Here is a 13,775-nt window from a genome sequence, read left to right on the forward strand (position 1 = left end):
AGGCAAACCAACGGGCGGCTCTGGAGCGGCTCGAGCCACAAAGCGCACGCCACATTCGAAGGAGCAATTGATGCCATCTATTCCTACATTGTCGTTGGACGACGCCAAACGTGTCATCGCGGCAGCAGAAGCTGAATCCAGCACGCAGGGTCAGCCCAGTAACATCGCCGTCGTCGATGCCGGCGGCAATCTCGTCGCTCACGTACGGATGGACGGAGCGTGGCTGGGCAGCATCGACATCTCGATCAACAAAGCTTTCACGGCCCGAGCGTTCGACACAGCCACCAAAGACCTCGGCGACCTCGCCCAACCCGGTGAGCAGTTCTACGGCATCAACGCCTCCAACGACGGTCGGGTGATGATCTTCGCCGGTGGCATCCCGCTCGAGCGCGACGGCCAGGTCGTCGGCGCCGTCGGCGTCAGCGGAGGAACCGGCGTCCAAGACCAGGCCGTCGCCGAAGCCGCCGCCAGCGCCTTCTGAGACCGACCCGCACCGAACCCGGCCCCCCGGCCGGCACGGGGCTGGATGCGTGCGTCGTCGACGTAGACGGTCACGGTTCGGACCTGACGGCCAACCAGCACCTCCTCGGCGCAGCACCCGAGATCATGGCGGCCGACGTCCTCGCGTCCAAGCTCCCGTAGTCCGCCAACGCACTGAGACGATCGCGCCCCTCCGAGCCGTAGCCAGGTCGCGACGCAACGCCACGCTGCGTTGCCGAGCGGTGCGAGGCCTATCGACACACGGACAGGATGCCGGCCGCGAGGGGTCCGTCGCAGAGGAGAGCGACGTCGGTGTCGGGCAGAGCCGTGAGGCCAGCGCATCGCGCGACCACCAGACCCGAACAGCCCCTGCCCTGCGTTTCCGCAGGTCAGGGGCTGTTCGCCGGAGCCCCCTGTGGGAATCGAACCGACGACCTCATCACGTCGGCTTTGCGTCTATCGCTTGATGTGCCCACTGGGCGAACGAGCCGCCGACCTGCGCAAACGCCGAGCGTGGGGGACGCCGCCATCCGGTGGTGACCGACGACGACCGATCAGTACCGACCGTTTCACCGGAGCTTGCGGCGGCGTCGAAGCCGAGCAAGCTCCATTCCTTTAGCTCACCGCGCCCTCCTCCTCGCCGGTCCCGTCGTCGTCGAAGACGTTTCAGGGGTCTTCTGAGACGACGGTGTAGGTCGGCCGGGCGCGTCGGTCCGCAGATAGACGTCGAGGTCTCCCGCCGACGGAGGTTCCTACGCCATCCATCCGGAAGACCTCGACGTGTCCGACGCTACCCCGCCGGCCGGCTTCGGCCGCCCTGACCTGTCCGCCTTCGCTCGACTCGACGGCCTCGGTCTGAGCGTGACCGGACAACGACTTGAACCGGATCGTGCGGTCCTCGCGTGCCGCGTGGTGGAACCAGATCAGTGGTGCCGACGGTGCGGCAGCGAAGGCGCTGCTTGAGACATCGTTAGCCGGCAGTTGGCCCACGAGCCGCTGGGTTGGCGACCGAGCGTGCCGGAAGTTGTAGTGCGCCGCTATCGCTGTGCCGACTGGACACGTGGGCGCCAAGACACCAGCGCCGCGGCGGAGCTCTCGCACACCGGGCTGCGGTTGGCGCTGGAAGGGATCGTGGTCGCACACCTCACCGTCGCCCGTGTCGCCGAGGGACTCGGGGTCGCATGGGACACCGCCAACAACGCGGTCCTGGCTGAAGGCAAGCGGCGGCTGATCAACGACCCCACGCGGTTTGAGTGCGTGAAGGTCATTGGCGTCGATGAGCACGTCTGGCGCCACACCAGGCGTAGCGACAAGTACGTCACCGTGATCATCGACCTCACCCCGGTCCGCGATGGCGCCGGCCCAGCAAGGCTGCTGGACATGGTCGAGGGCCGGTCGAAGGCGGCGTTCAAGACCTGGCTCGCCGACCGCGACGACGCCTTCCGTGACGCGGTCGAGGTGGTCGCGATGGACGGCTTCACCGGTTCAAGACCGCCGCTGCAGAGGAGATCCCGGACGCGGTCACGGTGATGGATCCCTTCCACGTCGTGCGCCTGGCCCGTGACGCCCTCGACAGGTGCCGGCGCCGGGTCCAACTCGCGATCCACGGGCACCGTGGGTTCAGGGACGACCCGCTCTACAAGTCGCGGCGCACGCTGCACACCGGCGCGGACCTGCTCACCGACAAGCAGAGCGACAGGCTACGCGCGCTGTTCGTTGATGACGTTCACGTCGAGGTCGAGGCGACCTGGGGTGTCTACCAGCGCATGATCGCCGCCTATCGCCACGAGGACCGGCAACGTGGCCGCGAGCTCATGGAGAAGCTGATCACCGACCTCAGCGCCGGGGTCCCCAAGGTGCTCACCGAGCTCACCACCCTGGGCCGGACCCTGAAGAAGCGAGCCGCTGACGTGCTCGCCTACTTCGAACGACCCGGCACCAGCAACGGGCCGACCGAGGCGCTCAACGGACGGGCCGAACACCTGCGCGGCTCCGCACTCGGGTTCCGCAACCTGACCAACTACATCGCCCGAAGCCTGCTCGAGACCGGCGGCTTCAGACCCCAACTCCTACACCCCCGATTGGGATGAGCCAGTTTCACCCCCAGCGACGAGGAGGACCGCGATGCCCTGCTCGCCACGTTCGATGCCATTCGAGCCGAGTACATGACGATGTGTCGTGAAGGCGACCTCGATGACGAGCTGCCCGTCGGGCCGATGCCCTGGTACGGGATGAACGAGACCCGGCCCGCGAAACTGCGCTACCTGTATGTGCATCACATCGAAGAGTTCGCCCGCCACGCCGGCCACGCCGACATCATCCGCGAACAGATCGACGGCACCAAGGGCGCCGAGCTGCTCGCCGCCGCCGAAGGGCGACCGGCAAACGACTTCGTCACTCCCTGGAGCAAGTGACCACTCGCGAAGAAGGGTTCTGCCCCACAAGATTGGCTGCGTGGGGCAGAACCCTTCGTTTGAGCTACACGGCGGCGCTGCGGCCGCTCACGCCTCAGAAAAATGTGCTGGTCCGAGGGGAGGCCTGATCAGTAGGCTCGCCGTTATGCCAAGACCTGAGGGGTTCGATTACGTCGAACGAGCTGGTGAAGTGATCATTACGCATCGCGGCAAGCAGGCGACGGTCTTGCGGGGCGTCAGAGCGGCTTCCTTCTTAGAGGACGTCGAAGCGGGCGACCCCCAGGAGCTCATGGCGCGCTTGACAGGCAACTACCGCAGAGGAAACGAGCGTCAAGCGCGTCAACACCCTCGAAACCGATCCCGTTGAGGTGCCAAGTCAGGGCTTTGGCGATCCCTGACACGTGCGTAAACGTTCGATTGAGCTACACGAGGGATCGGCACGAGGCAGTCGATCTCGCCTTCGCGCCGGTAGCTCTCGATCTGGGGGCGCGTGGAGTCATGCTCCGCGTGAGCAAAGAGAACATCGAAGGCTTCACCGATCTGTCCATACACCGCCGGTACCTCGCCTCGCAGGCGGGGAGTGTCAGAATTTCGGTGTTTCTGGTCCTGTTGATTAGTACTGTTCTGCGGTGGGCCAGCGGCCCTCGAAGACGGTCGCGAACACGTTGAGTGCTGGCTTCCATCGCATGGTCCATCGTGCCTGTCCTCGCCCTGTGGGATCCAGTGACCTGGTCACGAGGTAGAGGCATTTAAGCGCTGCTTGCTCGTTCGGGAAGTGCCCGCGGGCGCGGACTGCTCGCCGGTAGCGGGCGTTCAACGACTCGATCGCGTTGGTACTGAAGAGGATTCGCCGGATCTCGACGTCGTAGGCCAGGAACGGGGTGAACTCTTCCCAGGCGTTGTCCCACAACCGGATCAGCGCCGGATACCGCTGGCCCCAGGTGTCGGTGAACGTCTCGAACTGTGCTCGTGCCGCCTGCGCAGTGGGCGCGGTGTACACCAGCTTCAACTCCCGGGCGATCTGATCCCAGTACTTACGCGACGTGAGCCGGAAACTGTTGCGGAGCAAGTGAATGACACATGTCTGGACGGTCGCGTCCGGCCAGGTCGTGGCCACCACCTCCGGCAAGCCCTTCAGGCCGTCACAGACAACGAACATCGTGTCCTGGATGCCGCGGTTCTTCAACTCGGTCAGCACCGCCAGCCAGTACTTGGCTCCCTCCCCGTCGCCGGGGGTGCCGGCCCACAGTCCGAGCACGTCCTTACGCCCGTCGACGCTCACCCCGATCGCGGCGTAGAACGGCCGGTTGGCGACCTGCCCGTCACGCACCTTGACCACGATCGCGTCGATAAAGATCGCCGCGTACACCGGGTCCAGCGGCCGCGACAGCCACTCGTTCATCTCCTCGCCGATCCGGTCAGTGATCCGGCTGATGGTGTCCCTGGACACGCTCGCGCCGTAGATCTCCTCCAAGTGCGCGCTGATCTCACCAGTCGTCAAACCCTTCGCGGTCAGCGACAGCACGACCTGCTCCACGCTGCCGAGCTTGCGGTGGTGCTTGGGCACGATCACCGGTTCGAACGTGCCCGCCCGGTCCCGCGGCACTTGGATCTCGACCCTGCCGACATTGTCCGTCAACACGGTCTTGGTCCGGGAACCGTTGCGAACATTACGAATCCGCTCGTCCGTGGTGCGACTCCCAACATCATCGTGGTCAGGACCAGCGGCCGGGGCCGGCGGATCGTGCTTGCCGTGGCCGAGGTGCTCGGTCATCTCCTCTTCCAGGGAGACCTCCAGCACCATCTTGGTCAGGTCCTTCAACAGTCCTGACGGGCCGGTCAGCGAGTCACCGTTGGCGCGCGCGTCCTGCACCAGCTCGGTGATCGCCGCCAACCAGCGTGCCTGCTCCTCGGACTTGCTTGGCAGACGATCGGCCGGCTCACGCCGCCGAGACAATTCCTGGGCTTCGGCCCCGTCCTGGTTGCTGTTGTTCACGTCCTGCAGTGTCATGCGCTACTGCTCCGATCCCGCCCCACCCAAGGGGCGTGTCACGGACCAAAAACACCTAATTGCGACAGTCCCCGCAGGCGCAAACGCAGGTACGACCCACCGGGGATCGTCGTCTCGTCTAGCCCGAGGGGATTGTCGGCATCGCGGTCCAGACGCGTAGAGCACATGCGGTAGATGTGCGATCCGCCATAGACGAGGCCCACCATGCGCCGCCCCCTCAGCGAGTCGAACCCATGCTCGAAGTCGGGCCACCCCACCTGACTCGTGCCACCGGGGTGTGTCAGTCGGTGGCGATGCCGAGGGCATCGAGGATGGTCTGTGCTGATTCGGTGATGGGGTCTCGGGCGTGATGGCTGTGCCCGGCGATGGTGACGGTGATCTGCTGCAACGGTCGTAACGCGCGGATGATCTTCTTGATGCTCATCCCGGTGGTGTTCTGCAGGTAGCGGGCGACCGCGAGGGCGGTGAAGACGATCGTTAGGTGAGCCTCGATCGCGTCCCGGGTGTGGTGGAACATCGGCCGGGCACGCAGGTCGGTCTTGGACATCCGGAATGACTGCTCGACCCGCCACAGGTCGTGATAGTTGCCGATGATCTCGCCCGCGGTGGCCAGGTCGGCGGGGATGTTGGTGACGTACCCCTTCAACCCGACCAGCCGGCGCGCCCTGGCCAGCGAAGCCTCGTCCAGTGACCTCGTCCCGTTGCTTGTTTTGACGAACCGTGGAGCCCGCGCAGCCTTCTCCCCGGCGACAACGGCTTTGGCGCGGTTCTCCTGCAACGTCAACGTTTTCGCGTCCCTGACGGCACGCTTGGCGGAATACGCCCACACCGCCCGCCACGACCTGGAGTGCACGCTCGGGTCCCACACCGGCTCCGCCTTGAGCATCGGATCGTTCACCGCCCGAGCCGCAGTGGTCGCGGTGCGTGGGGTGATCGTGTCGATGACTTGCCCGTCGACGAAGGCGTCACCGTGCCACCGGAAATGGGACTCCAAATCGGCGGGTGCCTTCGTGACGCGGGACCCGACGATGAACCGCAACCCCGCCTCATCCAACGCGTGCAGGTTGGTCGCGGACAACATGCCCGCGTCCGCGACGATCACCACCTGCGCCAGGTTGTGGCGTTCCTGGAATTGCCGCACGATCGGCACGATCACGCCGGGATCGTGGTGGTTTCGGCCTTGTTGCCTTCGAAGCAGCCGATCTCCAACGGGAAGCCGTGCCGGTCGACGAGCAACCCGACCACGATTTGTGGGTCGACCCGGCGTTCCTTGGAGTAGCCGACCTTGCGCAGGTCGTCCTCGTGTTCGGCCTCGAAATACAGCGTGGTGACGTCGTACAGGCACACGTCACATCACCATGGGTGGCCGCGTGGGTGAAGCAGGCCGTGGCGATCTGGTCGCGGTACTCACCGGTGCCGGCTCGCTTCAGCGTGCGGAACATCGTGCGCAACGCGGCATGCTCGATACCGATCTCGTCCAACACGCGCAGCGAGTCGGCCTTGCTCGTCGGTTCGATCAACCGGGCCAGCACCAACTGCCGGAACGCGGCATCCTCGACGGCGTCGAATCCGAGCCGGACATACGCCGTGCTCAGCACCCGCCACAACACTGCGCTCGACTTGCTGGTGATCACACCCGGCCGGTCCGCGGTCCCCTCATCGGTGGCGCGGTCATCGTCCTGGAGGCCCAGCTCCAACGCGTCCTGACCCGGACGCAAACGGCGGCGAGCCTCGGCCAGCAGCACCGCCAACTCGGCCTCAGACCGAGCCGTCCCGACATGCTCCAACACCACGTCACGGCCGGCTCGCCGCTCAGCAATCTGGACCTTCGTGCTGCCCGACCGACCCGGAGACTTCCGCACGAACACCACGACGAGCGAGCCTACCCGCGACCGGGGTGTGTCATCTCGACCAAGCACAAGCCGCTGACCTGCAACGACACCCACGTGATCAGCAGAATTCGCTCACGTGGCACGAGTCAGGAGGCCCAGCACTTCCTCGAACCTGGGAACATCCGCTGGGCGGTCACTGAGCAGCCTGAACATCGCCGCCCGCACCATCGCCTGCCGGCCTGCGCCGGAAGCAAACTCCTCCATCGCCCCCGCATTGGCGCCGAGCCACATCACCGAGTCGAGCACCCACACGGCCTCGGCCCACAACGCCGGACGCCAGTAGGGCGCGACGTCGATGACCACCGGGGCGCCGTCGGCGTCGAGCAGCAGGTTGCCGGCGAGGTCGCCGTGCACGAACTGGTCGGGCCCGAGGTCGGTGTCGTCGCGCTCATCGGCCAGGGCATGCACCAGCGGCGGCGCGTCGTCGGGCACCGGCTCGTTACCGAACGCGATCCGCTCGGCGACCTGCCAGCGGTCGTCGCTCACCGGCGTCCAGGTGAGACCGGCCCGGGCGAGCTCAGCATGGAAGGCCGCACCCGCGGCGCGCGTCGCCGGCAGGTCGGTCAGCGCACGTGTGCCGGGCTCGAATCTGCTTGCAGCCCAACCGTCCACGACCCAGGAGAGGTCGCGCGCGGGCACCGGCATGGCGATGCGTAGGTCTCGGCGGTCACGCCCCGGACGCGTGTCGAGCTCGGCGGCCACAGCCGCCAGCATCGGACTCAGCCGGCTCTGCAGCTGCGGGTTGCGGCCGGGGGAGAGCACCAGATCACCGGCACGGACGCTGTTCCCCTGGCCGCCGGCGAGGGGTTCGAGAGCGCCGGGGACGGCGAACAGGTCGAGCACGTGGTCGGTCGGAATCATCGCCGCCCAGACTACGGCGCGCACGCCCGCCTACGCGGAGACTGTGAAGGAAACCCACGATCTGCTGGTAGCCGGCGCTCGCAACGACTTCTTGGCCGACGCGATCGCCCCGCTGCAGGGGCTGTCCCTTCGGTTCTGGTTCAGTCGGGTCGAGTCTGCCGAGATCGCGATGGGGTCGCGGCTGCACGCGATGATGCTGCAGTCGGTGCTCGACAGCGACTCGGACAGCGCGGAGAAGGCCTCGCTCGCACTGAATGACTATCTCGCGCACGCTGCAGGTCTGACGGTTGAGCGTGTGGGCGTCGTGGACGTCGGCCATTCCCCGTAAGAGCGAGTCTCAACTGGTGGACGTTCGTGGAACCGTCCCGCCGATCGTTGCGTCCCCGGTCTGGCAAATCATCGATAGCCGGGTTCTGCCCGGCGCCAGGAGGGCAGCAATGCACAAACACACGATGAAGCTGGCCGCAGCAGTGACGTGCGCGCTCGCGCTCACGGCGTGCGGGTCGGACGGCGGGTCCGACTCCAGCACGCCATCCGAGGCGGCTTCGAGCAGCAGCACCACGTCGGCGAATGGCGGTGCGACCAGCACCTCCGAACAGGCAGGCGGTTCGTCGACGAACGGCGGTTCGTCGACCGCTGCCGCAGGCAACTCGCTCACCGTGAAGGAAGTGACGGTCAAAGACGGCGGCCCGACCGGAGTGAAGACCTGGCCGGTGCCGGCCGAGGCGACGCTCGATGAACTTGCCGGCCCGTTCAACGGCTCGTGGCAGTTTTCGCTCAGCGGCGTGCCCAGCGACCAGATCATCTCCTTCTACGAGAAGGAACTGACCAAGCGCGGGTACAAGGTCGTCAAGAACTACAAGGCGAAGATCGGCGTCAACGAACTGCCGGTAGCGCTGGGTTGGTCAGGCAACGCGGCCCAGAAACAGCCCTACGGCACCGTCACGGAAGACAAGCTGGCCGGTGGCGTCATGGTGGCGATCACGTCGCGTCCGAGTGACCTCTCGCCGAAGTAAGCAGATACAACATCGTGAAGTGCCCGGACGGAATCGTACGGGCACTTTCGCGTGGGATCCCCGAACTCAGCGCGTCGACCCCGACTCCAACCCGTGGTTGCGCGTCTGGTGGTCGTCGAGATGCGTCGCGAACGTCACCCAGTCGCCCCGCAGCGCGTCATCGAGCAGCCGCCGATGCTCGGCGATCACCTGGTCGATGTCGCCGGTGATCGTGCCCGAACTGCGCGCGATCGCGGCGGCCTGCTTGTCCTGCAGCCGGTCATATACCGACAGCATCACGGCGTTGCCGGCCAGCTCGACGAACCCGCGGTGAAACCGCATTGTCAGGCTCATGAATGAAGCAAAGTCGTTGTCCGACAAGGCAACCCGCTGCGCTTCAAGGTTCTCAGCCAGCTCGCCCGAAAGTGCATCGCGCAGCGACGGAACACCACGACGCACCCCGGCCGACTCCAGCGCGTGCCGCACCGCCGCGGCGTCCCACACCTCCTGCTCGCCGACCTCGCGCACCAGCGCGCCGCGCTGCGGATAGATCGTCACCCAGCCCTCGTCCTGCAGGCGGGTGAGCGCCGCGCGTACTGGAGTGCGGCTCATCGACAGGCGTCCGGCGAGCTCCGATTCGCTGAGCATCGTGCCGGGCGTGATGCGGCCTTGCAGGATCTCCTCGCGGAGGTGGGTGTGCGCACGGTCGGCGGCGGTGGTGGACATCGTGACTGGCTCCTCGAACTCGTATACAAGTAGGATACGAGTTATGCACACAGTTGGAAAGGTCACCGAGGCCGAGCGCGACCGGGTGCAACAGCGGACGCTGCGCGTGGTGATGCTCGGGCAGGTGCTCGGCGGCGCCGGGCTCGCGGCCGGCGTGACCGTTGGCGCGCTGCTCGCCGAGCAGATGATGCACACCAAGGGGCTCGCGGGCGTGCCGGCCGCGCTGTTCACGCTCGGCTCGGCGCTCGCGGCCTACCTGGTCGGACGCATCAGCCAACGTTCCGGACGCCGGCTCGGCTTGGGTCTCGGGTTCGCTGCGGGCGGGCTCGGCGCGGCCGGCGTGGTGTTGGCGGCCGCGCTCGACAACGTGCCGCTGCTGTTCGTCGCGCTCTTCGTCTACGGCGCGGGCACGGCCACCAACCTTCAAGCCCGTTACGCCGGAGCCGATTTGGCAACCGCGGCCACCCGTGGGCGCGCGGTGAGCGTGGCGCTCGTATCGACCACTCTCGGCGCGGTCGCCGGCCCGAACCTCGTCGAACCGCTCGGCGGTCTCGCCCGCCACCTCGGGTTGCCCGCGCTCGCCGGACCCTTTCTCCTCGCCGCCGTCGCCTACCTCACGGCCGGCATCGTGCTGTTCACGATGCTGCGCCCCGACCCACTCTTGCTGGCCCGCGCACTCGAGGCACAGCGTCCGGTCAGTGCGGAGGGTGAGGGCCCGACGCGCACCGGGCGGACCGCGTACGCCGGCGCGGCGGTCATGGTGATCACGCAGACCAGAAACACCGAAATTCTGACACTCCCGGCTGGTTGTCATGGGTCGTATTTAGCGTGTTGGTATGGGTGGGACACTGTGGCACGACGTAAGCGACATCGATGATGTTCTGCGGACCTTCGCAGAGGTGAGCCAACCGACAGTATGGATAAGTGGCGAGATCCTGCGAATTCGCTCGACGAGCAACGGCACCGCTCAACGACTCACGGTGATCATGGCGCGGCGAGGTGGCAACTTCGTGGAGATCCCCGTCTGCATACCGCCGAAGTCGTGGACGAAAATCGATCGGTTTCTCCGCGAACGCGACAAGCTGGATCAGTTCGTCGTTGGGCGGCAGGTGACGCTCGAAGGTCGAATGAGATTGACGCCGCCCAGCACTGAACTCGAGTTCTACGTCTACCGGGTTGACCCGGACCTTCCGACGGGAAGCTGGACGAATTGGCGGGAGAAACAATGCCGGATTTTCCGTGCTGCGCACCCCTCAAGGCCGAACGTCTCCCGTTTGAACCACTTCGTGATTGATGCGACCTTGGGCGATCGCGACATCGTGGTGTTGGGGAGCGAGTCCATCGACGGGGTGAAGGACTTCCTGGACAAGTTGAGGCGAGCCGAGTGCAGGGGGATGCCAAAGCGATACAGCGGGAGAGTGCGCTTCACCGGTACGCGGCTACAGGGGGAGCACGAGAAGGTTGTGAACGGCCTGGTGAAGGCGCTGGCTATGGTCGATGCACAATCGACCGGCCTTGTGGTGATCACCCGCGGTGGTGGCAAGGCCGCCGACCGCACTCCGTTCGACGACGCCCGTGTGGCCTGTGCTGTCGCTGAATGCTCCGTGCCTGTAGTGGTTGGGATCGGGCACAAATCGAACACGCATCTGATCTCCGAGGCGGCAGGGGCGAGCTACCCAACCCCGAGCGAAGCGGGTGCCAGGGTCGGCAGAGCATCGTGGTCTGGTCGGAACCTGCAAGAACTGCACAGCGCGGCGCTGACAATGGACCGAGAGCAAAGTCGAGCGAGCCGGACAGTGATCCCGACGACTCCGACCGTCCGCAACGTCCCTGCGAGGCCGGCAGCAGCGACGCCGCGACAGTTCGTTCCGGCCGTTCCGGCTGCCCCTTCATTGCCCGTTCGCCGACCGCAGGTTCAGCCGACTCCGCCGCCATTCCCACACGTGGCGGTGCCGAACTATTCAGCGCCTGTGCCCGCAAAGAAGAGGTGGCGCGGTGTCCCGCGAGTTGGTCGGCGCAAGCTGGCCGCGCTCGCAGTCGTAGCCGTCCTCGCCGCCCTTACCCCATTCGCATACGCAACGGTTTCTGATTACGTGGAAGACCTTGGGCGACCAACTGGCGAACTGATCCAGACCGCCCCACAGCAGTTCGCCGACACGTCACGCAACATCGTGTGCTCTGGCAGCGCTGATGGAGTGCGCTGCGACATCAACGTCGTCTACTACGACATGGCGTCCGTGCCCCAACCGTGTAGGTCCACTCCGAACTGGGGCCACGTATTCGTCGTTGACTCCAAGGGCGCGCGGCTGGCGTGTCCTCCCAAGCGGGCGGTGGCGAATGCCACTAGCAAGGCGCCGACCTTGCCCCGCCAACAGATGCGCGCTGTCGGACGCGGAGTGTGTACTGCGGACCATGGCTCAATGCGCTGTGTGGTCGGTAGCCACGGCTTCGAGCTTCATCCCGGCTGGTACCGCACCTGGTGACTTCAACGATCCGTTTGTAGTCCGTCTGCGACGAAGAAGTGCAACCTGGGTTCGTCGTAGTAATCGCCGGTGGTGCCCCGATCCGCCATGCCGATCCGGCGACAGACCGCTTGCGAGGCATGGTTGTCCGGATCGGTGACGGCAACGACCCGCGGCAGACCGGAAGCGAGCGCATGGTCGAGTGCAGCACGCGCGGCCTCGGCCATGTATCGCTGACCAGAGTGCTCGGGGTGCCCGCGCCAACCGATCTCCACGTCATCGAGGTCGACGCCGGTCGAGGCGGGGATCGGCTTGAGCAGGATCATCCCGACGACCACGCCATCGGCGAGCCGCTCGACGGCGACCATGCCGTGCACCGGGTGGCTGTCGAACCTGCGGTAGCGCTCCAACCGTTCGGCTACGGCACCGACGTCTTCGAGCACGGCGGACGGGACGAAGCGGCGCAGCCCCTCGTGCTGGTGGATTGCCAGAACGGCGTCCGCATCGGTGTCCGTGAAGGGACGCAGCGCCAGGCGTTCGGTGTGCAGGGGTATCACCGGCACAGTCTGCTCGACGGCCCGGACGAGCGCGAGAAGTTTCTCGGCTCATCGCATTCGAGGTGTAGTTGCGGTCTGAACCGCCGGCCTCGAGCAGGCCGCGGGCGATGTAGCTGGTGAGGTTTCGGAAGCCGAGAGCGGATCCGCGTAGGTGTTCCAGGTGGCCGTTGATGGCCTCGGTCGGCCCGTTGCTGGTGCCTGGCCGGTCAAAGAACGCGAGCACGTCGAGGGCGCGTTGCTTGAGGGCGCGGCCGAGCTTGCGGATCTCGACGAGCGCGGTCGGGACGCCGGCGCTGACTGCGTCGATCACGGCTCGCATCATCTGCTTCGCTTTCTTCTTGTCGGGCTCGCGGTAGGCCGCGACGATGCGCTAGGTAGATGCCCCAGGTTGCTTCGACTTCGACATGCTCGTCGATCGCGAACACGGCGTTGATGCGGGCGGTCTGCTTCTGCGTGAGCAGTCCGGCGCCGGTGTGCAGGGTCCGGCGTGCCTTGTACAGCGGGTCGCCGGCGCGGCCACGATGCCCGAGCGTGTCCTGCTGGACGCGCTGCCCGCACCGGTCCAGGGCGTCGCCGGCCAGGCGGACGACATGGAACGGGTCCATCACCGGGATTATCGACGGGGCCGCGTCGGGCAGCTCCTCGGTGGTCGCGGTCTTGAACCCGCTGAATCCGTCCATCGCGACCACCTCGATCCCGTCGCACCACTGCTTCGCGCGGCCGTTCAGCCACTGCTTGAAAACGGCCTTCGAGCAACCGCGCCGGGCCCGTCTCGCCCCGGACCGGGGTGAGGTCGATGATCACCGTGACGTAGTTGTGGCCGAACCGGGTGTGTCACCACACGTGCTCGTCGACGCCGATCGTGGTCACCCCGTCGAACCGGGCGGGGTTATCGATCAGCCGCCGCCTACCCTCAGCGATGATCGCACTGTTCGCGGTATGCCAGGACACCCCGAGACCGGCCGCCACGCGGGTCACCGTGAGGTGATCCACGACAATCGCTATCAGCGCCCAGCCGAGCCCGCCACGACCGTCTGCGGGACATCGGCCGCAGGCACACCACCACGCGCTGCCGCCCCTCTTCCTCGGGTTGAAGCACGTCCTGAAGCACAGCCGCAAGTTGCCGGGCGCCCACCCGTGCTTTGTGACAACACTCACAGCAGGGCGCGTGGAATCGTTTCCATGGAATCGATTCCACGAGGGAGGTGGGGATGCGGGAATCTGAGCCCGAGAGAGGATTCACCACGGGCGTCGGCACCGAATGCCAGGTCACGTGGACGTTGTCCCCCTACGTGAAGGCGCATGGGTGGACACCGGCGGGTACGCAGTGGGTGATCGCCACGATCAAACCTTCGACGTCCCGGGTCGGGCATTACC

Annotated in this window: 11 protein-coding genes and 4 pseudogenes; 8 read left to right on the forward strand and 7 right to left on the reverse strand. The window is 66.2% G+C overall.

The features are described 5' to 3' along the window. The first annotated feature begins 70 nt into the window (after positions 1-70). From MF407_RS14920 to MF407_RS14935, 4 genes and pseudogenes are all read left to right on the forward strand, one after another. Positions 71-481 (forward strand): heme-binding protein, encoded by a 411-nt coding sequence (locus MF407_RS14920; protein ID WP_063250650.1) that lies wholly within the window; start codon positions 71-73, stop codon positions 479-481. Positions 482-558: 77 nt separating this feature from the next. Beyond that, positions 559-642, forward strand: a pseudogene (locus MF407_RS14925) (antibiotic biosynthesis monooxygenase); the annotation flags it as partial. Between the two features lie 618 nt (positions 643-1,260). Beyond that, positions 1,261-2,570: pseudogene (locus MF407_RS14930) on the forward strand (ISL3 family transposase). A 15-nt stretch (positions 2,571-2,585) separates the two neighbouring features. Continuing rightward, a pseudogene (locus MF407_RS14935) lies at positions 2,586-2,894 on the forward strand (DUF664 domain-containing protein); the annotation flags it as partial. A gap of 613 nt (positions 2,895-3,507) precedes the next feature. On the opposite strand, the gene MF407_RS14940 reads toward MF407_RS14935, so the two are convergent. From MF407_RS14940 to MF407_RS14955, 4 genes are all read right to left on the reverse strand, one after another. Then, positions 3,508-4,905, reverse strand: a complete 1,398-nt coding sequence (locus MF407_RS14940; RefSeq protein WP_239702779.1) for an IS256 family transposase — start codon at positions 4,903-4,905, stop codon at positions 3,508-3,510. Between the two features lie 280 nt (positions 4,906-5,185). Beyond that, positions 5,186-6,061, reverse strand: coding sequence for an IS1634 family transposase (locus tag MF407_RS14945; RefSeq protein WP_239702780.1), 876 nt, complete (start codon positions 6,059-6,061; stop codon positions 5,186-5,188). Beyond that, the gene (locus MF407_RS14950) at positions 6,058-6,252 is read right to left on the reverse strand and encodes a hypothetical protein (RefSeq protein WP_239702781.1); all 195 of its coding nucleotides are present in this window, start codon (positions 6,250-6,252) and stop codon (positions 6,058-6,060) included. The genes MF407_RS14945 and MF407_RS14950 overlap by 4 nt, the downstream gene beginning before the upstream one ends. A 617-nt stretch (positions 6,253-6,869) precedes the next feature. Beyond that, complete coding sequence (locus MF407_RS14955; protein ID WP_239702782.1) at positions 6,870-7,658, reverse strand: aminoglycoside phosphotransferase; 789 nt, start codon at positions 7,656-7,658, stop codon at positions 6,870-6,872. A gap of 43 nt (positions 7,659-7,701) precedes the next feature. On the opposite strand from MF407_RS14955, the gene MF407_RS14960 reads away from it, so the two are divergent. Both MF407_RS14960 and MF407_RS14965 read left to right on the forward strand, forming a co-directional pair. Continuing rightward, positions 7,702-7,986 carry a hypothetical protein gene (locus MF407_RS14960; protein ID WP_129626578.1) on the forward strand — a complete coding sequence of 95 codons (285 nt, stop codon included), beginning with the start codon at positions 7,702-7,704 and terminating at the stop codon, positions 7,984-7,986. Positions 7,987-8,095: 109 nt separating this feature from the next. Further along, positions 8,096-8,674 carry a hypothetical protein gene (locus tag MF407_RS14965; RefSeq protein ID WP_129626577.1) on the forward strand — a complete coding sequence of 193 codons (579 nt, stop codon included), beginning with the start codon at positions 8,096-8,098 and terminating at the stop codon, positions 8,672-8,674. A 66-nt stretch (positions 8,675-8,740) separates the two neighbouring features. On the opposite strand, the gene MF407_RS14970 is transcribed toward MF407_RS14965, so the two are convergent. Further along, a complete protein-coding gene (locus tag MF407_RS14970) occupies positions 8,741-9,379 on the reverse strand; it encodes a GntR family transcriptional regulator (protein WP_129626575.1) in 639 nt (212 codons plus the stop codon). Positions 9,380-9,422: 43 nt separating this feature from the next. Between MF407_RS14970 and MF407_RS14975 the strand changes: the two genes are divergently transcribed. Together MF407_RS14975 and MF407_RS14980 are read left to right on the forward strand one after the other, a co-directional pair. Further along, the gene (locus tag MF407_RS14975) at positions 9,423-10,256 is read left to right on the forward strand and encodes an MFS transporter (protein ID WP_129626573.1); all 834 of its coding nucleotides are present in this window, start codon (positions 9,423-9,425) and stop codon (positions 10,254-10,256) included. Then, the gene (locus tag MF407_RS14980) at positions 10,216-11,862 is read left to right on the forward strand and encodes an exodeoxyribonuclease VII large subunit (RefSeq protein ID WP_129626571.1); all 1,647 of its coding nucleotides are present in this window, start codon (positions 10,216-10,218) and stop codon (positions 11,860-11,862) included. Before MF407_RS14975 ends, MF407_RS14980 begins: the two co-directional genes overlap by 41 nt. Before the next feature lie 2 nt (positions 11,863-11,864). Here the strand turns inward: MF407_RS14980 and MF407_RS14985 are convergent, their stop codons facing one another. Both MF407_RS14985 and MF407_RS14990 read right to left on the reverse strand, forming a co-directional pair. After that, positions 11,865-12,398 (reverse strand): GNAT family N-acetyltransferase, encoded by a 534-nt coding sequence (locus tag MF407_RS14985; RefSeq protein WP_168990277.1) that lies wholly within the window; start codon positions 12,396-12,398, stop codon positions 11,865-11,867. 79 nt (positions 12,399-12,477) lie between these two features. Then, positions 12,478-13,427 (reverse strand): annotated as a pseudogene (locus tag MF407_RS14990) (ISL3 family transposase); the annotation flags it as partial. Positions 13,428-13,775 lie beyond the last annotated feature (348 nt).

The organism is Yimella sp. NH-Cas1 (assembly GCF_022359705.1).
Taxonomy (GTDB): domain Bacteria; phylum Actinomycetota; class Actinomycetes; order Actinomycetales; family Dermatophilaceae; genus Yimella; species Yimella lutea.